The organism is Nibrella saemangeumensis, from assembly GCF_039541915.1.
Classification (GTDB): Bacteria; Bacteroidota; Bacteroidia; order Cytophagales; family Spirosomataceae; genus Nibrella; species Nibrella saemangeumensis.
The window spans coordinates 1-21,520 of record NZ_BAABHD010000063.1 but is presented as its reverse complement, the minus strand read 5'-3'; the positions used below and the strand labels follow the sequence as shown (position 1 = coordinate 21,520).

Below are 21,520 nucleotides of genomic sequence, written 5' to 3'. Positions count from 1 at the left end.
AATCGGATGACATATACTTGCTTACTGCAAACTGCCCACTGAGTACTGCTCACTGCCTACTGCTTAAACTCCACCCACCGCAAATTCACCCGGTTCCAGATGTTGATGCCGCCTTTGGTCTCCCGGTACACCACAAACAGCGTATGCTCGCCGGTGGTCGGCTTTAGGTCGGCGGTATACGTGACGTATTCTTTTTGCGGTTTAACGGCAGCCGTGCCAATCGCGGGGCCGTCCGGTGCATTTAAATGAATCTCAAACTGGCCGGTCAGCTTGTCGGTATAGGTCTCCAGATCGAGTTTACGGACGCCGGTTAGATCGATGTTGTTGAACTGGATGTACGCTCCGCTTTCGTTATACGCCATCACCACCGGCTGGCCCGGCCGGCCGGGGTTCTGTTTGGCTACGGCTTTGAAGTTATCGGCCGAGGCCGCCAGCAACCGGGGAGAGCGCAGCACCACCGTTGCCCTCGATGTGAGGGGTGCTATACCGTTGGTGCCTTTGTCGGTGTAGCGAGCGGTTAGCAGGTACGTACCCGGCTCAGTTGCCAACGCCGGTTGCCGGTTGGTCTGCACCGTACCCTGCACCGGTATGGTCACCTGCGCTTTGCCCAGCGACAGAATATATTTCACCATTTCACCGGCATCGGTCTGAGACAATTGCGGGTGCGCCGACATTACATGCCCGCTGTCCCAGTTGCCACCCCCACCGGTAATAATCTTAGAGGCCAGTTTGCCCACGGCCGCTTCATCCTTCCCGTACCGACGGGCAATGGCTACATAGCTTGGCCCGACCGATTGTTTTTCTTTGGCGTGACAGGCTATACAGTCGCTGCGCTCGATCAGGACCTTGCCGATCAGCGCGGGCTCCTCGTCGGTATTAGCGGCCAGTTGGATCTGGTCGTAGCCCTGGTCGAGGTAGTCGAAGGTAACGCGCACGCTGGCGGGTGAAATGCCTTTGGCCAGCGTACCGTCTTCGCGGTCCTGCACCGAAACGGTATAGGGGATAGGCTGAGTACCCCAGTAAAACGACCGGTTGCCGTTGAGCTGAATCGCTACCTTCGGCGGCTCGTTTCCTACCTGAACCGGCAGGCGGGCTTCGGAGCTGTTCCCTTCCGAGTCGATCACTTTCACCCGTGGGGTGTACTTGCCGGGTTTGGCAAAGGTAAACAGGGCCTCGGGGCCGGTGGCCTGCGGTTTGGGGCTGTTAGTGAAGTACCACTCGTAGCGCAGTTTATCGGCTTTGTCGTAGTCGAACGAAGCGGCTGCCGAGAATTTCACGGTCAGCGGATGGCCGCCTACCGTTTTGTCGGCCGACAGCCGGGCGACGGGTTTGCGGTTGCCCCGGTGGTATTCGATGCGCACCAGTTTGGCGTTCAGGTTCTTGGCCCTCCAGTAGGTGCCGTACTCCAGCATATACAGGGCACCATCCGGCCCGAATACCATGTCGACGGGTTTGTTGAACTCCGTCGAGGGCATAAAGGGCTCCAGCCGCTGCAAATCGCCGTTCTGGTTCATGGTCACCGTAAAGATCCAGTTCCGCATCCAGTCGTAGATAAACAGCTTGTTGTCGAAGTACGACGGAAATTTCCACTCCGAAGCCGCATAGTCCTCCGAGTGGTAGACCGGGCCGGCCATGGCGTTGCGGCCGCCCGTACCCAGCATCGGAAACTCCGGCGATTCGGCGTACGGGTACCAGATAAAGGCGGGTTGGGCCGGTGGCAAAATGGTCAAACCCGTGTTGTTGCGGGAGCGGTTCATGGGAGCCTTCGCGTTGAACGGCTCGCCCGATTTCTTCGCGTCAAAATCGTAGGCATAGTAGGGTTTGTTGTCGCCTACAAAATACGGCCAGCCAAAATTACCCGCCTGCCGGGCTTGCCCTACCTCATCGTGTCCGCGCGGACCGCGCATCAGGCTGTCGGTACCGGCATCGGGTCCTACTTCGCCCCAGTAGAGATAACCTGTTTTAGAGTCAATAGAAATACGGAACGGGTTGCGGTGGCCCATAGTGTATATCTCCGGCCGGGCATTAGGTAACCCTTTCGCGAACAAGTTGCCCGCCGGGATGGTATAACTGCCGTCCGGTTCCGGATGGATACGGATGATCTTACCCCGCAGATCATTGGTGTTGGCTGATGATTTCTGGGCGTCGAAGCGGATGCGGCCCGGCCGGTCGTCGGATGGGCTGTAACCGTCGGATTCAAAGGGGTTGGTATTGTCGCCGGTAGAGAGGTACAGATTGCCCTGCTTATCAAACTCCAGCGAGCCGGCTGAGTGGCTGACCCCTTCGTGCAGCAGGGGTATCTGAAGCATCACCTTTTCGGTGGTGGTGAGCAGGCTGTCCTCGCTCAGGTCAAAGCGCGACAGTTGGTTTACCCACTGACCGTTGACCTGTTGCGGATTGCCGTAGTAGAGGTATACCCAACGATTCTGGCTAAATTTTGGGTCGAGTGCCAGGCCCAACAACCCGTCTTCTCCCATAAACCGGACGTTCAGGTCTTTTAGTTTTTTCTTCTGGTTGGTTTTTGGGTCAAAGCGAAAGATACCCCCGTTTCGCTCGATGTAGTAGATGCGGCCATCGGCGGCAATGTCCAGTTCCATCGGCTCATTGAGGTCATTATCCAGAACTACCCTGGTAAAGCGGCTTTCGTCGGGTGGCGTATCCTGAACCGGATTAATCCAGGCGGTTACGAACAGGAGGGTAATGACTACAGCTGCGAATCTGCCAAACCAGTTGACCATTTTCTTAAGACGTTTGCGGGTATGTGTAGTTTACTGTAGAGAAAAGAGGCTTTTCTGGGTCTTATACCATATGCCAGCGTCAAAACCGATACTGCACGGCCAGCCACGCACTGCGTCCCGTTCCGGCAACGCCGGAGCCGTGGGTGCGGTAGGCTTCGTTAAAGAGGTTTTGCAACTCGGCGCTGACCATGAACGAGCGCCACTGGTAGCCGCCGTTGAGGTTGACAACCTGCCAGCCGGGGGTGCCGCTCTTTCCAATCCGGTTATCATCCATATCGCCTTTTGCCAGCCGGGTTTGCGCCCCGGCCAATAACACCTCCGCCCGGACCCAGAATGAAGCCGGTGACTGGTAGGTAACGCCCATGCGGCTGTTCAGCGGTGGAATGCGCCGGAACGGTTCATTGGCCGTCACATTCTGCCCGTAAGTATACACCAAGCTGCCGTAGGCCAGCCAGTTGCGGGCAAACTCCCATTCGGCTTCGGTCTCCAGTCCCCGGATAAAGGCTTCGGCGCTGTTTTGCTTCAGATAGACCGGATAGCCCTGAATGGAGTCGCGCCCCATGCGCACCCGGCTGATGAAGTTGGTTAGCCGGGTGTAATACCCCAGCACTGACGCCGAAAAACGCCCGGTGCGTACTTTTACGCCCGCTTCGGTATTCAGCGAGCGCTCCGGTTCAAGGTTGCTATTAGGTGTCTCGTACCGGAAGTCGACAATGCCAAGTGTGCCCATATCGTCGATGTTTGGTGCCCGGAAGGCCGACTGCACCGACGCCACTACCCGCACCTGGGGCACCACTGCGTAAGAAGCACCGACGTTACCCACCAGCGCCGAGGGGCTGATGGTGGACTTGCCCAGCGTCTGTTCCGGAATAGTAATCTGGTAGGTGTTGTAGCGGCCCCCGCCGGTCAGCGTCAGCCGGTCAAACGTCAGCGTATGCAACGTAAAGGCGGCCAGGCTGTTCATGGTGGCCCGGTCGGGGTAGAGGCCGCGTTTGGCGGTTTCGGCACCCGTCTGCGTATTCCGGTCGATGCGGCTGCTGCGCACAAAATCGCTGTACACCTCAATGCCGGAGCGAATCTGCCAGAACGATGTTGGTTCTGACAGGGCCAGCACCGTCAGGCCCTGCGTAGTGGTTTCGTCGCGCTCCAGCACGGCGGTCGGGCTGTCGTTCTTCTGGCTCTGACGACCTTCGGTCTGGCGCTGCCACGAGGCCGTCACCTGCACCGACTGGAGCCACCGGTAGTTGTAAAAACCTTCCAGTCGCAGATAGCCCAACTGCCGGCGCTGCGGATTGAACTGGTTATACCGGAAGTTCTCCAGCCTGACTTTGTGATAAACCGGCACGCTATCCTGCCGCAGGTTCTGGTAGGCGGCCGTCAGGGTGTAGCGGTTCGACAGGCGGAAGCGGGCTTTCAGATCGCCGGAGACCTGATTATAGCCAGTGGGTGACTGGCGGCCCAGACCTTTTCCGGCGACCAGATCCCCAAACATCCGGTAAGCCAGTCCGCCCTGCACCGCCACGGACGAGGAGGAGTAGCCCAGTTCGGTCCGGTTGGTCAGTTCCATGCCATGCGTCATCGCCTTGAAGAACGTATTGCCGCTAAAGGTCCCTTCTTCCGAAAACTGGGGTGTTTTGGTCAGCACGTTGATTACTCCGCCAATGGCATCGCTGCCGTAAGCTACCGAGCCGGTGCTGCGAACTACCTCGATCTGTTCCAGACTCTGTGGATCAATGGTGTTCAGGTACTGGTTCGGGCCGGAGCGGAAGGTAGCGTTGTTGAGCCGGATGCCGTCTACCAGCAGCAGGGTCTGTTGGCCGGTCAGTCCCCGCACAAAGGGTGAACCTCCGCCATGGTTAGTCTTTTGCAGCCAGACACCCGTAGCACCCAGCAGGGCTTCCGGAACGGTGCGGGCTGTCCGTTGCTGCAAGTCCCGTGGGGTAAGTATCGTTGTCATTTCCGGTCGCAGAAAATCCGGCGTTTCGGTGCGCTGGGTCGTAACTACCGTCAGTTGGTTAAGCTGGATGATGGCGGGTGGCAGGTCAATAACCAACGACTCCTGACCAGGTTCAATGACCGGCTCCAGTGTCTGGTAACCTACGGAACGGATCTGAAGGGAATAGCGACCGGCGGGCACTTTTCGGAGTTCAAACCGGCCTTCTTCATTGGTAAGGGTTCCATAGGTGGTTTCGGGTATACGAATGGTCACGCCGGCCAGTGGACGCTGTGTCTGCTGATCGCGCACGGTACCGGTAAGGGTTTGTGACCAGGCTATAGCCGGCAGGAAGACAGCGAGAAGAATGTAGGAGAGCAGAGAACGCAGCGACATCGTGTGGTAGGTTAGGGATGCCGAAAAGTATAAAAGTTTAGTAGTAAAGCCAACAGAAAGGCTTTTTCTTAAAAAGTAGCTTCTATGAGACAACTCCTCTTCCTAACCTTTTTGTCTGTATTTGCCGTAACGTATAGTAAGGCCCAGCAACCTGCCTGGAAACCGGTAGCGGGAAAAATCACGAGCCCCTGGGCCGAAAAAGTTGATCCGGCCAATGTATTGCCCGAGTACCCCCGTCCGCAACTGGTGCGCGCCAACTGGCTTAACCTGAATGGTCTTTGGGATTATGCCTTACAGCCAGGTATCCAGACCCAAACTCCTCCCGCAGCTTTTGCCGGGAAGATCCTAGTACCCTACGCCATTGAATCGGCGCTGTCGGGCGTCGGTAAGACTGTCGGTAAAGACACGGTACTATGGTATAAACGGACGGTAACGCTGCCCGCCAACTATCGCTCCGGTACCGTGCTGCTGCACTTCGGGGCCGTGGACTGGCAGTCGGATGTGTACGTTAACGGGCATAAAGCTGGTTCGCATAAGGGCGGCTACGATCCGTTTTCGTTCGATATTACGCCGTACCTGAAAAAAGGCACTCAGCAGGAGATCACCGTGCGCGTGTGGGATCCGACCAGCGACGGCCCGCAGCCCCGAGGCAAACAGATCAAAAATCCACATGGCATCTGGTACACGCCCGTCACGGGTATCTGGCAGACCGTCTGGCTGGAGGCCGTTCCCAAAACTTATATTGCGTCGACCCGGCAAACCCCTGACCTTGATAAAAAGACACTCACCGTAGCCTCTCAGCTACAAAATGTGCAGCCCACCGACCGGCTCCGAATTACCGCCTTTGATGGCACTCGCAAAGTTGCCGAGCAGGAGGCAAACCCCGGTACGGATGTGACCCTGCCGATCGCTGAGCCGAAGCTGTGGTCGCCCGAGAACCCTTTCCTGTACGACCTCAGCGTGGCCGTGGTGCGGAACGGCAAAGTGGTCGACGAGGTAAAAAGCTACTTCGCCATGCGCAAAATCTCCGTGCAGCCCGACAACAACGGTATTCTGCGTATGCTGCTCAACAACCAGTTTGTCTTTCAGTTTGGCCCTCTCGACCAGGGCTGGTGGCCGGATGGCCTCTACACGGCACCTACCGACGAAGCGCTGCGCTTTGATGTGGAGAAGACCAAAGAGATGGGCTTCAACATGATCCGCAAGCACGTGAAGGTAGAGCCGGCCCGGTGGTATTACCATTGCGATAAACTGGGTATGCTGGTCTGGCAGGATATGCCCAGTGGCGACCTCGGCAATCGCTGGAATTCGCGGCCGGGCGTGACCGGTATCGAAACCGACCGTGAGCGGACCCCTGAATCCGAACAGATATTCCGCACCGAATGGAAAGCGATTATGGATGCCACCTATAACTTTCCATCGATCGTGGTTTGGGTGCCGTTCAATGAAGCCTGGGGGCAGTTTAAGACGGAAGAGATTACCCGGTGGACGATGGCCTACGATCCGTCGCGGCTGGTCAACAGCGCCAGCGGAGGTAACTTCGTACCGGTGGGGCACATGATCGACCTGCATAACTACCCCGAACCCGCCATGCCGAGTCCCGAACTCTTTGGGACCAAACAGGTGCTGGTGCTGGGCGAGTACGGCGGACTGGGACTGCCGTTGGAGGGTCATACCTGGCAGGACAAAAACAACTGGGGCTACCAGAGCTTCAAAACCGCCGACGCGCTGTATGAGCGGTATGCCATCTTTATCGACCGTTTTGAGCCCCTGATTAAGCGTGGATTGTCGGCGGCCGTGTACACCCAAACCACCGATGTGGAGATTGAAACTAACGGCCTGATGACCTATGACCGGAAAGTTATTAAAATGCCGGCGAATCGCCTGAACGAGATCCATAAAAAGCTGTACAAACCCTCCCTGGTAAGCTTAAAATAACCGCCGGAGATTCGGCGTCCCTAGTCTTGATCAATGGCCCTTTTTCTGAGTATTTTCAGGGAGGGCCATTGGTGTTTTTTACCTGGGGGTTAGGGCATTCTGACTCGTTCTTTTCCTAAGTTTTTTAATTTTTCTATTAAAAAATAAAACCAAACGAAGAAAAAGGTCGTAGGTAAGCACATCAGGCGGTGCAGCCGTGTACCGCCTGATGCCTCAGTTTATTCTTACCTAAAACACAACTTTATGAAAAAAGCTGTAAACCTGTTTTTTCTGCTTTGCCTGTTTACTCAACGTTTAATGGCGCAGGTGGTCGTGGATGCTGAACTGAAAGACGCCTTGAAAACCAATCCGGTAGCTCAAGTAATTGTGACCTTTTACGGCGACGGAGCTCCGCAGCCTTCTCATCTGAGTCTTTTACAACAAGTTGGCATTACCAAAGGACTTACCCTGAAGGCCTTACCCATGGCCGGTGTACTGGCTACGGCCGCTCAGGTCGATGCCCTGGCGCAGCGCCCGGAAATCAAATCTATTTTCCTGAACAAACGACTGACGTATTACAACTTCGACGGTAACAGCCTGACCGGTGTACGGCGGCTGCGCACCGATGCCGAGATGACCGCCCGTAACAAAGGGCTGCCTGTTTCGGGCAAAGGCGTTAGTGTACTCGTCAACGACAGCGGGGTCGATGGTACACACGACGACCTGAAGTTCGGCTCGCACCTGGTCCAGAACGTGCTGGGGTCGACCAACCTGAACGCCGTATCTGACCTGCTGCCGATTACCTACGTGGAGGGCGTTCCCAATACCGACTCCAACTCCGGGCACGGCACGCACTGCGCGGGTACGGTGGGCGGTACGGGAGCCAAATCAGGGGGGAAATACGAGGGCGTAGCGCCCGGCGCGTCGCTGCTCGGCTACGGATCGGGTGCTGCGTTGTTGGTACTCGATGCAATTGGTGGCTTCGACTACGCCCTGACGCACCAATTTCAATACAATATCCGCGTAGTTAGTAATTCGTTCGGGACCAGCGGAGCCTTCAACCCGGCGCATCCGATCAACGTGGCCACCAAAAAGCTGTACGACCGGAACGTGGTCATTGTCTTTGCCGCCGGAAACGAAGGGCCGGGAGCCGATACTCACAACCCCTACGCCATTGCGCCCTGGGTGATCTCGGTAGGAGCCGGTGACAAAAACGGTAAACTGGCCGACTTCTCGTCGCGTGGTGTTAAAGGGCAGGAGGGTACGTTTACCATGGACGGCGAAACCTGGACGTTTAAAAACGAGCCGGGTATTGTTGCGCCGGGTGTTGATATTATCTCAACCCGCGCTATTGCACCGGTTTCGTCGCTGGGTGCCGAGCAGGACGTTGCTGAACTGGAACCGGCTCATATACCCTACTACACCCACAGCAGCGGTACATCTATGGCTACCCCGCACGTGGCGGGTGTTGTGGCGCTAATGCTGGAAGCCAAACCAACGCTGACGCCTGCTCAGGTGAAAGACATTATCCAGAAAACGGCTACCAATATGCCCGGTCGTCAGGCCTGGGAAGTGGGGGCCGGGTATGTCAACGCCTATGCGGCCGTGGATCAGGCGTTCCGGTCGTCGCCGTTTGGCGCAACGGTCAACAGCACGCGGAGGTTTACCAGCAGCGTTAACGCCCGCAGTACGGTTCAGAATTTCTCGGTGAATTTCAATCCGCTGCTGACCACCGGCAACCAGTTTACCTTCCCGGTAGAGCCGGGCACCAACAGCCTTGAAGCGAAAATTATTGCCGGGGGTGTATCGGGAGAGACCGGTAACGCCATCAACCTGATCCTGCTGGACCCCACGGGCCAGCAGTACCGCTCGGGTATCCCGGTGGCCTTTGCCCTGTACCAGGATCGGAGCCTGGCCGTGGTGTCTCCGCCGGCGGGTACCTGGACGCTGCGGGTCGAAGGGCTCAACGGCGTGGCGCTTCCTGAGACGGTGCGGGGGAGTATTACCTTCGAGACAGTTAGCGGCACCACCGGCCTAAACGACATTGCCGGGCACCCGGCCGAAGCATCCATTAAGCTGGCCGTCAGCAACCGGCTGGTCGATGGTCTTAACGGCGTGTACAAGCCCGAAGATGCGCTCAAGCGAATTCATCTGGCCGATTACCTGCTGATGGGGCAGGCCATCCGGCAGTACCTGCCGACCAACGGCCAGAAAACCGTTACCGATGTAACGGGTACCGAACTCCTGCTGGCCGAATCGGTATTGACCAAAGGGGCTGCCCTGCGCGATCGGAGTCACGTATTTAACGGCGTCATGCTGGCGGGTGCCGACGGGAAATTTACCCCGAATGGCAACGTAGACCGCACCGCTCTGGCTTATTCGCTGGTGCAGGCATTGGGGTACCAGTCTTTTGCGCTGGAGCGCAATGGTAAGCCGGTGACGGTAACGGTCGACGGTAAAAAAATTCCCATTGACGATGCCGCCCAGATACCGGCCGGTTTTGAGGGATACGTGAGCCTGGCCCTGGATCTGAACCTGATCAACGCCTTTTTCTCGCTGACGCAGGGAACGTTTGATCTGAAGCCGACGCTGCGGGCTACCTTCAAACCAAAGCAGGTAGTTACCCGCGCCGAGTTTGCCGTGGTTGTGACCCGGACCTTTACGCAATGGGAAACCGCTACCACCCCAACCGCCCGCGCAGCCGCGCCGGAATTCCAGATCAAGGAGGCTGTCGCCTACCCGAATCCCTTCGTCGGTAGCACCACCATCAGCTACAGTCTGCCGCAGGAAGGGCCGGTTACGGTGGAAGTACACGACGTCATGGGTCGCCGGATCAGAACGCTGGTGAACGAACAGAAACCCGCCGGCGATTACCAGGTGAATTTCGACGCCAGTGCGCTGCCCAGTGGAAACTACATGTTCAACGTCACCACGCCCAATGGCATAACGGCCAAGCGACTGGTAGTAAAATAACGTTTGCCAGCTCATTCTTTTGCACGTCCGCGGTTGTAGGCTCCAGCAGCTTGCAGACACAGCCGAGCGGGAAAAAGGAAAACAAAAATCCCGGCCCTGATTCAGGGCCGGGATTTTATATTATCTAACGCGTATGCATAATCAAGCATAATAAGTCACTAGAATTTAATCTTAGCGTGACAATTGCCCGATTAGTTATACAGAAGCAAAGATAAGTTTATAAATCTGCCACCAGAAGTGTTAACAAAACTTTACTTCACTGGTGTGGTACCATAAAGTTGGTTAAAGAGCAGCTTGAAGGTGTTGTGAGCCTGGGCACGGAAGGTAATCTCCGGACCGAAGGCATACAGCTTACCGTTACCCACCGGGGCGACAAAAGCCGCTACGCCATCCTGCAGGTACGACTGCCCCCAGGCCCAGCCACTGCGCAATGGTTTGCTGGTAGGGAACCAGGCCAGCGGTTTCACCGCTCCCCGGGCAACCGCATCCGGAGCTAGTTTGAATACCGGACTGGCCTCAAAATAAATATCCCCTTCGGCCGGCATTCCCCAGGCCGCCTGCTGAGTCGAATCGAGCCTGACGCGGAGGATACTGCCAGGTATGTAGTATTTCTCCGCCGGCAGCGGCCGCTCCTGCCCGCTGTTGGTCATCTCCATCAGGGCATTACGGACGGGAAGCCCCAGGTGATACGCCAGGTTGGTACTAGATCCGATGGTGACTACCGAGCCTCCTGCTTCCATAAATTGCTTCAACTGCGGGATTGATTTGTCGGCGGTGATCCTGCCAAGCCAGTTGCGGTATTCGGCGGGTAGTTCTTCGGCTTTGGGTTCCCGGCTGGCGTAGCTGGACTCGCTGCTTTGTCCGGTTGCACCAACCGCCGGAATGGCACGGGTAACAAACACAATGACATCGTATTTCTTACGCAAATCACCCGCGTCGATCTCCGACGTATACACCACCTGCATGGGGAAGTGATATTGCTCCATCAGCCAGCGCACCCAGCCCGACGGCATTGAGCCGCCGTAGGTATCCCAAAGTGCAATGCGCAGGGGCGCCACTTTTACGGTAGTACCGGCCGGACGTTTAGCTACGCCGGTAACGGTTAATCCAAGTTCAGCAGCGGAGTTCTCCAGCAGCACCTTCGCTTTGGCTGATGATGGCACAAAAAAAGCACCGGTACCAACGGCGGGTTTACCCGGAATCCCTTCGGGCAGGCGATAAACATCCACCCCCGCTTTCAGTAGATCATTCACGGCAGCAAAGGAATTATTGGCGCGGGCGCTCAGGATATACCCGGCAGAAGCCGCTTCCACACGACCTTTAGGGGATTGCAACTCACCATAGGGGAGTTGCTGAAAGGGCCCGTTGAAGTCGTACAAAACCCGATCGAACTGGACGCCCATCTGGTAAGCCAGGGTCCAGCCGGCGGCATCGTAAGGCCGGATCGGCGGACCGCCCGGATACTGAAAATCATTGGGGTGGTCCTGCGGCTCGAACATATCCAGCACATGGGGCCGGAAGGCCTGGTTCGTTTTTACAATATACGAGCCGGTCGGGTATGTCCTGCCGGCTACGGTGAAGTCGGCGGTAGCCCGGTGAATCTGAATACCGGTCCGGATCAGGGCGTTTAAAAATTTGACCGCCGTCGGGAAGTCTGCCTGATCGGCCGGGATAATGAAACCACGCGGGTCACGCAGTGCCGGTGCCTTAAAGACGGAATCGTAATATTTAGCCGGAATGCCACCCCGATTCGACCAGCCAAACGGATCGCTGGTTGCGGTTGTGGTCGTGTTACTACCGGGGCTGCTGGCTTTCCGCAGGTCTGCCTGATAGGCCTGGTTGATGGCTTCTACTTTTTTGGGTGAAAGGGTCCAGTAGTCGCGGCTGCCACGCTCGATGGAGTTTTTACCCATCCGGTAGATGTTGAACAGGAGTTCGTCGCGGTGCCGGGCGGCATAATCCAGCACGGCATAGTTCAATGAGAGCGAGTAATCGATCGACTGCCTGAAATGCCACTTTTGCGGGGTAACCGGGTTTGGGGTATTGCCGTTTGGAATGAGCCGGTTCGGTACCAGCGGTACAGTCTCGGGTGTGGGGTTTCCAATGATCTCCGTCAGCAGGCCGATCATGTTGTGAAAGTGCGTGGTAGTGCGCAGACCACCGTTGTACCAGGTCGAGAAACTGGCCCCGTTGAGCCGGGTAAAGCCGGGCTTGTTCTCGGCATTCAGCCGGTTGTACATGGCCGCGCCGAGTGCATCAATGCCCGTGATCATCAGTGGGTCAAATACGTAATTGAACGGATCGCGGTAGGGTGGACCCGCCAGTACCGAGCCGGCTGGTCCGCGCTGGTGATGGTTGTACATGATCTGCGGGATCCAGTCGACAAACAACTGGCGGCCAATGTTCTGCGTCTCCTTCATGTTCATCATAAAAAAGTCGCGGTTGTTGTCGTGGCCAATGTACTTCTGATACAACCGGGGCAGGTTGTCCTGCGAACGCTTTTCGGGCTTCGGCTCCCGCATGTACCAGTTGGCAATCAGTTCGTGACCATCCGGATTGGCGTGGGTCAGCAGAATGACCACGTTATCGAGGATGCGGAGCGTTTCGGGATCTTTGCGGCTGACCAGTTGCCAGGCTGTTTCGATGAGCTGCATGGTGCCGACGGTTTCGGTCGAGTGCAAGCCACCATCAATCCAGACGATGGCTTTACCCTCGTTGGCCAGGGCGCGGGCCTGCTCGTCGGTCAGGTTCTCGGCGCGGGCCATGGTGCGGGAGATTTCCTGATAGCGACCGAGCTTCTGCATATTCTCCGGAGAGGAGACAATCAGCATATACTGATGACGACCTTCTTCGGTCATGCCGATATCGACCAGCTTGGTACGGTCCGAAGCGGCCAGCTTTTTGAAATAGGCTTCGGTCTGGGTGTAGGTGGTTAGCTGGTAGTCGTCACCGATGCTGAAGCCAAAATGTTCCTTCGGCGACGGCAGCATTTGGGCGTAACCGGCTGTTGCAACCAGCAGCAGGAAAATAAGCAAACGGGGTAGGCGGTAAATCATAGATTACGGTTTATAAATTCCGGTTTTTCTGAAAAACAGTAGTTATTAAAACTTAAATATGCACTAAAATAGCCAAGGAGATGGTAACGGGTTGACTTTTGTGCCTGATCTGAAAAAGTAAAACAAATTTATGGATAAGCTTCTATTTCCACTCATCCTGCTGGCATTAACGACTGTATATGGTCAGAAAGTCCCGGTTCAGGAAAACGCTTCTTACCCATTAAACACCACGGATTATCGGCCGCCGGCGTTCACAGACCCGGATCGTATCCGGAAAATCGAGGCCGCTATACCCACAATCGAAAAGCTTTACCGCGACTTCGCTGCTGCTAACCACGTGCCCGGCATGGCATTCGGGATTGTTGTGGACGGGCGGCTCATCCACGCCAATGGCTTCGGCTATACTGATGTAGCCCAAAAAACGCCCGTCACGCCTAAATCGCTCTTTCGCATCGCGTCGATGACCAAGAGCCTGACCATGATGGCGATCCTGAAACTTCGTGACGAAGGCAAACTCCGGCTCGACGATCCAGTGCAACAATATATTCCGGAAATGAAGCAGATGAAATACCTCACCAGCGATGCGCCCCTGATTACCGTCCGGCACCTGATGACCCATTCGGCCGGTTTCCCGGAAGACAACCCCTGGGGCGACCGGCAGTTAGCTGATACCGACGCGGAGTTGATCAACCTGATCAAAGGTGGTATTTCTACCTCCAATGTACCGGGCGTGGCGTATGAATACAGCAATCTGGGCTTTGCCATGCTGGGCGATATTATCAACAAGGTATCCGGCAAACCCTATCAGCAGTACATAACAGAGACCATTCTGAAACCACTGGGTATGAATGATACGCAGTGGGAATACACCAGGGTGCCCGCTAACCAACTGGCGCATGGGTACCGCTGGGAAGACAATCAGTGGAAAGAGGAGCCCCTGCTGCACGACGGTTCTTACGGGGCCATGGGCGGCCTGATTACGTCCATTGAGGACTTTAGTAAATACATGGTGCTGCACATGATGGCCTGGCCACCGCGGAGTGATGCCGACAACGGCCCGGTCAAACGCAGTTCGGTGCGGGAGATGCAGCAGCCCTGGGTGTTCAGCAGTATGAATCCTCAATTTAAATACCCTGGCGGGCGCGTATGCACTATGGTAAGCGCCTATGGCTACGGCCTGCGCTGGAGCCGCGACTGCCAGGCCCGCGTGTATGTGGGGCATACCGGCGGTCTGCCCGGTTTTGGTAGCCAGTGGTGGGTATTGCCCGAATACGGCATTGGCGTGGTGACCTACAACAACCTTACGTATACCAGCGGCAGTACTGTCAATTGGGCTGTAGTGGACACCCTGATTGCCCTGGCGGGTCTGAAACCCCGGCAATTACCGGTATCACCTGTCCTGGCTCAGCGCAAGGCCGAACTTATTCAGCTTTTACCGGATTGGGCGAATGGGGAGCGGAGCAACATTTTTGCCGAAAATTTCTTCCCGGATCAGTCCGTTGCCCTCCGGCGAAAAGCAGTGCAGGCGCTGTACGCCAAAGCCGGAAAAATACTGCAGGTCGGCGAGTTAGTTCCGGAAAACCAGCTTCGGGGACATTTTCTGATCGAAGGTGAAAAGGCCAATATCGATGTCTTCTTTACGCTAACGCCGGAAAACCCCGCGCTCATTCAGCAACTTGATTTCAGAGAGGTACCCAAATAAGGCACTAGCCAGAAAAAAGATTCCGCTTTTGGAATGGAGCCATCAGGAAGCGCCACAGGATTTTTTGTTTAGTTAGCCAGCGAATACGCGCGCCGTTTCTGTTGGCTGTCAGGATCTGGTCGGCCAGCCAGGGTGTAACGGTCTCAACCCGGTCGGCCAGGATGTTGAAGACCCCCTTGATCCGCCTTTTATCTTCCGGCCAGTCATCATAGCTTTCCGTGAGCAGATCGGTTACCACCATGCCGGGCAGGATAAAGCCAACCTGCACCGGGGTACGTTTCACCTCTTCCACTAAGGCATCGGTAAAATACTGAATGGCATATTTAGTAGTGCCGTAGAGGGTAGTGCCGGACACTTTCATGCCGTTACTGCCCAGCCCGCCGAAGTTGAAGATTCGCCCGTGCCCCTGAGCCAGCATACCTTCCAGCGCTACCCGAGCCCCGTTCATAGTCCCAGTCAGATTCGTGTCCACCACCGAGGCAATTTGCTTATCATCAAGCTGCCAGAACGAGCGGGGTGGCGTGCTTTGACCGGCATTGTTAATCCAGATGTCGATACCGCCAAACCGGGCTGTGGCGGTATCCCACAGCCCCTGAACCGATTGGTAGCTGCCAACGTCACAGGCATAACCAACTACCCGATCGGATGAATGTTTCTGGTGTAGCCGAGCCACGGCATCCGTTACGGATTCCGCAGAGCGGCTGCTGACCACGACCAAACAGCCGCGCGCCAGCAGGGCATCGGCCAAACCGTACCCAATTCCCCGGCTGCTTCCCGTTATAACCACAATCGACTTACTCATGCGGTAAGAACGGCGGAATAAGCCCGTTTGTTGGGGCGTCCCTATTACCGGCAAATCGGAATGGTTGATTGGGACGTCCGTGGTTTGTCCGTGAGGTAGGCATACAGCTCAAGCACAACTCCGCGGACCATAGCCGGCGATAAACCAGCCGTCATTGGTCTTCCGGGTAGTTGGTTATCCGTGGAGATGGTTGCCGTGGTGGTTGGCAGGCCAGCGATACCGTTGAGGGAGGGATCCGTTGCTTTTGCCGCGACTGACCTAGGAACACGGCTACTGGCGTCCGGCAACAACTGGCAGGCGGAAAGACCGCAAACCAGTACGCTTACAATGAACAAAGCCAATTTCCCTGAATAATGTCTCATAGCCTCATGCCGTTGAAAGAGAATAAAACCATACGGTCGTCGCGCTAAGCCGTATCACTTCACTATACGAAAATAGTATACTACTGAACGCATAGCCAGGCCTGGGTGGCTGGAACCTCATTAATACCGGCTGAAGTGTGCAGAACGGTAAATCAATTGAAGGCGGTTGTTCATTGACGTTTGCTAATGACGGGCTGCCCCTGTTCCGCAACGGGAGATAAGAATGCGAGGACTTTGACAGCAACCAGTTTGTAGTTGAAAAAAGCTAGGTACGGCTCAGACGGCCGTCTTAAGCACTTTAGCGAGCCGTAAGCCCGCCAGGGCTGCCTGTCGTTCCGCAACGGGTTCTGTAGTGGTTATATAATCGGCGGGCAGCAACGTGCCATTGTTAGGGTCGGTGCTGCCTCTGATCGTTCCGTTGCGATACGCTTTCTCTACCGCCAGCCGGAAACTGTCTTTTGCCCAGTCTCCCATCTGCCCTCTGCGCGACCGGCGACGATCCCGTTTGGAAACGGCATGGCTGATTTTGATGGCGGTCTGACTGGCTGAACGAAAATCGTCGCTATGCTGCACCAGATCATCCCAGAACCCGTGCAGGCCTATGGTCTGGCCATCGGGCTTCACTTTAATCCTTACCAGATTGCCGCCCTGATCGCCTTTTGGGTATTGCGATGTGACCATAGCCACGGTATGCAACGGCATGTGTATATCACCAACCAGGTGAAAGATCCAGCACAACGCTATGGCCTTGGTACTGTCGGGCGCATGGCCGCTTAGTACACTCAGATTTTGATCATAAGCCTGCAGAATGGTTTCGCCCGAAGGCAGTATGGTGTCGGTGCGGGCAATACCCTGCTCCGGTGCGTAGTAATAATTGATGTAATGCCAGGTTGAGTGATGATACCGGTTGATGCTGCGGATATCGTCGGGCCAGCGGGCGGCCAGCATGAACAAGTACTCATCACGTTCGTCCTCCGACAGGTTACGGTCATTGAGCCTGGGTGCCCAGCGGCTTTGGTACTCCGGATGCTGACGAAGAATAGATAATACCTGCACTAAATCTTTGCGGGAAGAGGCCTTAAGTTGCCGATAGGCTACCGAACCGGTCACCATATGGCCGGCCCGGTTCCAGCCGTATGACTGTATGGGCAGGCATAAGACCAGCAGGCCAAGCCAGCATAGCTTATACATCAGACGTGCTTTCATAAAAGCCTTGTTTTCTATCATAGGAACCTGACAGCGCGAGGAAGGTTTAAAGACGCTTACCGCCTGCCAGCTCGTTCTCCTCTGTTCGTTCGCGATTGCAGTACGGACTAGCAAACCTTATACTTGCGCTTCAACGGCCAGCAGATATACCTGCATCGACTCGCCAACAGTGGCAAGCCAATCGTCATAAGTCCTTATAGCTTCCAGACGTTCGGCCTCTGTGATGTAACCTGCCTCCACGAGCTGAGGCCCCCGAATCTCGGCCACTTCCGACCAAAGGCGGCCGGCAACCGCAAAGGCTGGATCCTCTTTGTGCGTGGTTTCAAATTGGGGGTCAATATGGATATTGGCTAAACCAATGTTGCGCATCAGGCCTGCTAGGTGGTCGGCAATGGCATTGTCAAAACCAGCGTCCGATCGCCATGTCAGAAACGCTGCGTAGAATTTCTGCATGGCTTCCGGCGGTTCGGGTGTCCACTGAATTTTTTCGTGATTATAATCCAGAACAGCCAGATGCCCGCCCGGTTTTAGTAACTGTTTCATTCGGGCCAGTGCCTCCTGCGGGTGGGCCAGCCACTGTAACGTACGGGTACAGGTAATTAGGTCAAAACGCTCGTCGGTATCGAACGAATAGATATCGGCCTGCTGGAACCGGAGTTGAGGTATGTCGGCGGCATTCTGTAAGGCCTGTGCCAGTAAGCTTTCACTTAAGTCGATACCCAGTACGCGGCCCGTTGGACCTGTTTTTTCGGCAATACCCCGCGTAATGGCACCCGACCCGCAGCCTACATCCAGTACCGACAGGCCGGGTTTCAGGTACTTCAGCAGATTGCGATTACTGTTCTCTACGGTTCGGCGTTCCAGTACCGGATTCGGCGCGGTGGGCATTTGGGCCCGGTTGGTAGCAGGTTGGTTAGCCATAAGCTGGATCAAAAGTCAGTGCAAGGTAGTAAGAAGCAGGAACTCGCTGCGTGTTTACGTAAGGCCGGGCAATAGCCATTAACTCAGATCGCATAGATTACACTAACATTCCAATAGCGTGCGAGTTCCAGAAAAGGGTATTACTGCCTGAACGGAAATTAAAGAGAGAAACGATATGCGATCATCAGAAAACGGCAGCTCCGGCGTAGCAACACTATTGTGGGGACTGGCAGGCATCGGGGCGGTGGTAGCGGCCCGCTCTTTTATTAAGCAGAAACGCAAAATAGATTTTACCGGTAAAACGGTTGTGATCACGGGCGGGTCACGTGGCCTGGGGCTGGTTATGGCCCGGCAGTTTGCGAAGGAAGGTGCCCGGTTGGCGATCTGCGCCCGCGACCAGGAAGAACTCGATCTGGCCCAGGCTGATCTGGAGCAGTACGGTGGTACGGTATTCACCTTTGCCTGCGACCTGACCAACAAGGCCGAAGTAAAAGCCTTTATCCATGTAGTGCAACGCGACATAGGGCCTATTGATGTACTGGTCAATAATGCGGGGGTTATTACGGTAACTCCGTTTGAACATGCCACAGAAGAGGACTTCCGGGAGTCAATGGAGACGCACTTCTGGGCATGCTACCACACAATCAGTGAGGTGCTGCCCCAGATGCGGGAGCGACAATCCGGCCGCATTGTCAACATTGCCTCATTTGGTGGTAAGGTACCGGTGCCGCATCTGGCGCCCTACGTAACCAGCAAGTTTGCCATGGTTGGCTACTCCGAAGGGCTCCGGGCCGAAGTGATGAAAGACAATATTTATGTGACCACCGTTTGCCCCGGCCTGATGCGGACCGGCAGTCCACGACATGCCATCATCAAAGGGCAGAACGAGAAAGAATATGCCTGGTTCAAGATAGGAGACTCGTTGCCGATCCTGGCCATGAGTGCCGAGCAGAGTGCCCGAAAGATCATTGATGCCTGCCGGTACGGCCAGGCGGAATTGATTCTTACGCTGCCGGCCAAACTGGCGTCTGTTTTCCACGGGGTCTTTCCGGGTCTGACCTCCGATATATCGTTCCTGGTCAATAAACTGTTGCCCGCACCGGGCGGTATTGGTTCACAGCGCACTACCGGTGGAGCCAGCGAAACCGACCTGACGCAGTCTTTCCTGACGAAACTGACCGACGAAGCCGCTGAGGCTAACAATGAGATGGTAGACCAGAGTGGTGAAGATGTGGTCGAAGAGGATAGGGGCTTACCAAATCAATAGAGGGTTACGGATGAGACCACGGGCTTTAGAGTCAACAGGCCCTGCCTTTCAATTTTCCCTTAAATCGTATGAGAAAGGCCGGCAATCAGATTGATCTGATTGCCGGCCTTTAACAGGCGGTGGGCGGGCTGCCCCGCTACTTCACTTCGAAGTTCATCATCATGCCGTTGTCTTCGTGTTCCAGCTTATGGCAATGCATGACATAAACGCCTTTATACGCGTCGAAGCGGATCAGGACGTCGACGGTTTCAAAATCGTTGACCAGCACTACATCTTTCCAGCCTCTCTCCCAGGGGAACACCCGACCTCTGCCGCCGGTTCTGGAGATGACCTGAAAGGAAGCGCCGTGGATATGAACCGGATGCGGGCCATTGCCATTGGTTTTAAACGTCCATAACTCCGTCTGTCCGAATGGTACCATAAAGTCAATGCGATGCATGTCGTACAGCTTGCCGTTGATTTTACTCATGCCGTCGAAGCTGAAAAATCGTTTCGCTACCGGCGCGGATAAGGTCGGAATCGATGAGGTAACGGTTAACGCGCCACTGTAGGACGCTGACGTATTCGTAACCCGGAACTCCAGTAAATTCCAGCCCGCATTTACGTCCTGAAGCATGACTTTCGTGCTGGGATCCAACGAACCGAAATCAACTAGAACATCGAGCCGTTCGCCTGGGCAGACTTCAATCTGCGTTTGATTTGAAGAGGAAGGGAGTAATCCGCCATCATTACCGATTAAGGTAAAGGGAATCTCTTTGTTGGTGGGAAGATTTGTAGTGGACAGTTTGAGTTTAAAGACCCTGGACGTTGACCCAATCAAGACGCGGAAACGGTACACCGTTTTGTCTACATCCAGGTACGGATCTTTGGTGCCGTTGACTAAAGGCGTTTTCCCAAAATAACCGCCCCCCGTTGGGCTGTAGACCGGATTGCCGGATTTGTCGAGGCTGATGTCGCGGATAACGAGCGGAACCTCATACTTGCCGGTGGGCAGGTTCAGGGCCGCTTCTTCGGCATCCCGAATGATAAAAGCGCCAGCCAGTCCATTATACACCTGTTTGCCGATGGTCATGTGGGGGTGGGGATGGTACCAGTTCAGGGCCGCCCGGTTAATAACGGGGAAGTTATAATTGTACGTTTCGCCTGTCCTGATGACCTGATGGGGCTGACCATCGTTTGCAGGATCGACCAGCATACCGTGCCAGTGAATGATGGTCGGTTCCGGCAGTTTGTTCTGGAACGTTGCCAGGATATTATCGCCGGTTTTGGCGACGATGGTTGGTCCGGGGAAACTGCCATTGTACTGCCACACTGAGGTAGTTGTGCCGCTCCCAATAGTTGCCGTACCGGGGGCTGCCGTAAGGCCAAACGATGAATTGGTAATGGTGGCCGGAATGAATAGCGGATTACGGGCATCCCTTACAATCACTCTGGCGGCTGAGGCCTCCGGTTGCTGCGGAGATGGAAGGGCATCTGTGAGGGTCGTCTCGCACGAAGTCAGTAAGCTTACGGCGGCTACTATCGTCCATAGCCCGGATACAACCAGACGGCTTTTTGGTAAAGGTCCCATTTTGCTGCTTTTTTACCAAAAGTATCGGCGGGCAAAATGGAAAACCATGAGGCTTATCAAGGGCAAACTTGATGTTAGTCAATACGTTAAGGATACAAGGTAGATGGGACTTTTTGTACATTCGCCTTACCCTACGAGTTGGAGTATATCAATACGCTCAAAGTGTTTTTTGTTTAAAGTGGCTATTGGCAGGTTATGAGCAACAGCAGTAGCAGCAATAAACAAATCAGCAAGGTCTATTTGTTTGCGCTTTTTCTTTAGTAGTCCGTTTATATGAACGGCAGTATCCACTGCAGCCTCTGTCTTAGCCCCCGATTAGTTGGACAGATTTTCTAAAATAGTTGAGTCGCATTGACCTGCTTTTTCCCACTTGTTTTGTGGGGTGATGAAACCCAATGACCGGTGACGTCTTTCATAGTTATAGTGATTAAAAAATCGTTTCAGTGTTTCCTTGGCTTCATAGCGGTCCGCCGCCGCGGTAGCTGTCAAACTCATGCCGCTGCATCACGATTTGCTCCAATATGCTGTGAAATGCCTCAATGTAGGAGTTCTCCTCTGGGGTTGCCACATGCGTAAACTCTTGCTTGACCTCCGAGGTCTTCAAAAATTGGCGGACCCGATGGGCAATGAACTGACTGCCGTTGTCATTCCGCAGGATGATCCCTTTCAGTTCATGT

General features: G+C 55.2%; 13 protein-coding genes and 1 pseudogene. 4 read left to right on the top strand and 10 right to left on the bottom strand.

Annotated elements, in window-relative coordinates:
- Nucleotides 1–56 precede the first annotated feature (56 nt).
- A complete protein-coding gene (locus ABD949_RS18675) occupies nt 57–2,738 on the bottom strand; it encodes a PQQ-dependent sugar dehydrogenase (protein WP_345245758.1) in 2,682 nt (893 codons plus the stop codon).
- A 79-nt stretch (nt 2,739–2,817) separates the two neighbouring features.
- Nucleotides 2,818–5,067 carry a TonB-dependent receptor gene (locus ABD949_RS18670; RefSeq protein WP_345245756.1) on the bottom strand — a complete coding sequence of 750 codons (2,250 nt, stop codon included), beginning with the start codon at nt 5,065–5,067 and terminating at the stop codon, nt 2,818–2,820.
- A gap of 84 nt (nt 5,068–5,151) precedes the next feature.
- On the opposite strand from ABD949_RS18670, the gene ABD949_RS18665 reads away from it, so the two are divergent.
- Nucleotides 5,152–7,005, top strand: a complete 1,854-nt coding sequence (locus tag ABD949_RS18665) for a glycoside hydrolase family 2 protein (RefSeq protein ID WP_345245754.1) — start codon at nt 5,152–5,154, stop codon at nt 7,003–7,005.
- A 243-nt stretch (nt 7,006–7,248) separates the two neighbouring features.
- Nucleotides 7,249–9,957 carry a S8/S53 family peptidase gene (locus ABD949_RS18660; protein ID WP_345245752.1) on the top strand — a complete coding sequence of 903 codons (2,709 nt, stop codon included), beginning with the start codon at nt 7,249–7,251 and terminating at the stop codon, nt 9,955–9,957.
- A 251-nt stretch (nt 9,958–10,208) separates the two neighbouring features.
- Here ABD949_RS18660 and ABD949_RS18655 read toward each other — a convergent pair whose 3' ends face one another.
- Nucleotides 10,209–13,013 (bottom strand): M14 family metallopeptidase, encoded by a 2,805-nt coding sequence (locus tag ABD949_RS18655; RefSeq protein ID WP_345245750.1) that lies wholly within the window; start codon nt 13,011–13,013, stop codon nt 10,209–10,211.
- Nucleotides 13,014–13,143: 130 nt separating this feature from the next.
- On the opposite strand from ABD949_RS18655, the gene ABD949_RS18650 reads away from it, so the two are divergent.
- Nucleotides 13,144–14,715: a serine hydrolase domain-containing protein gene (locus ABD949_RS18650; protein WP_345245748.1), complete on the top strand. Its 1,572-nt coding sequence runs from the start codon at nt 13,144–13,146 to the stop codon at nt 14,713–14,715.
- A 4-nt stretch (nt 14,716–14,719) separates the two neighbouring features.
- On the opposite strand, the gene ABD949_RS18645 is transcribed toward ABD949_RS18650, so the two are convergent.
- The 3 genes from ABD949_RS18645 to ABD949_RS18635 all read right to left on the bottom strand — a co-directional run bounded on the left by ABD949_RS18645 (nt 14,720) and on the right by ABD949_RS18635 (nt 18,006).
- Complete coding sequence (locus ABD949_RS18645; RefSeq protein WP_345245746.1) at nt 14,720–15,517, bottom strand: SDR family NAD(P)-dependent oxidoreductase; 798 nt, start codon at nt 15,515–15,517, stop codon at nt 14,720–14,722.
- A gap of 638 nt (nt 15,518–16,155) precedes the next feature.
- Nucleotides 16,156–17,085, bottom strand: coding sequence for a S1/P1 nuclease (locus tag ABD949_RS18640; RefSeq protein ID WP_345245744.1), 930 nt, complete (start codon nt 17,083–17,085; stop codon nt 16,156–16,158).
- A gap of 117 nt (nt 17,086–17,202) precedes the next feature.
- Nucleotides 17,203–18,006 (bottom strand): methyltransferase domain-containing protein, encoded by an 804-nt coding sequence (locus tag ABD949_RS18635; RefSeq protein WP_345245742.1) that lies wholly within the window; start codon nt 18,004–18,006, stop codon nt 17,203–17,205.
- Between the two features lie 175 nt (nt 18,007–18,181).
- Between ABD949_RS18635 and ABD949_RS18630 the strand changes: the two genes are divergently transcribed.
- The gene (locus ABD949_RS18630; protein ID WP_345245740.1) at nt 18,182–19,273 is read left to right on the top strand and encodes an SDR family NAD(P)-dependent oxidoreductase; all 1,092 of its coding nucleotides are present in this window, start codon (nt 18,182–18,184) and stop codon (nt 19,271–19,273) included.
- Nucleotides 19,274–19,409: 136 nt separating this feature from the next.
- Here the strand turns inward: ABD949_RS18630 and ABD949_RS18625 are convergent, their stop codons facing one another.
- From ABD949_RS18625 to ABD949_RS18615, 4 genes and pseudogenes are all read right to left on the bottom strand, one after another.
- Nucleotides 19,410–20,843, bottom strand: coding sequence for a multicopper oxidase family protein (locus tag ABD949_RS18625; RefSeq protein WP_345245738.1), 1,434 nt, complete (start codon nt 20,841–20,843; stop codon nt 19,410–19,412).
- A 126-nt stretch (nt 20,844–20,969) separates the two neighbouring features.
- Nucleotides 20,970–21,134 (bottom strand): type II toxin-antitoxin system VapC family toxin, encoded by a 165-nt coding sequence (locus ABD949_RS18620; RefSeq protein WP_345245736.1) that lies wholly within the window; start codon nt 21,132–21,134, stop codon nt 20,970–20,972.
- A 24-nt stretch (nt 21,135–21,158) separates the two neighbouring features.
- Nucleotides 21,159–21,338: an integrase core domain-containing protein gene (locus tag ABD949_RS30830; RefSeq protein WP_425576775.1), complete on the bottom strand. Its 180-nt coding sequence runs from the start codon at nt 21,336–21,338 to the stop codon at nt 21,159–21,161.
- Nucleotides 21,301–21,520: pseudogene (locus tag ABD949_RS18615) on the bottom strand (IS3 family transposase); the annotation flags it as partial. The pseudogene ABD949_RS18615 and the gene ABD949_RS30830, both read right to left, overlap by 38 nt.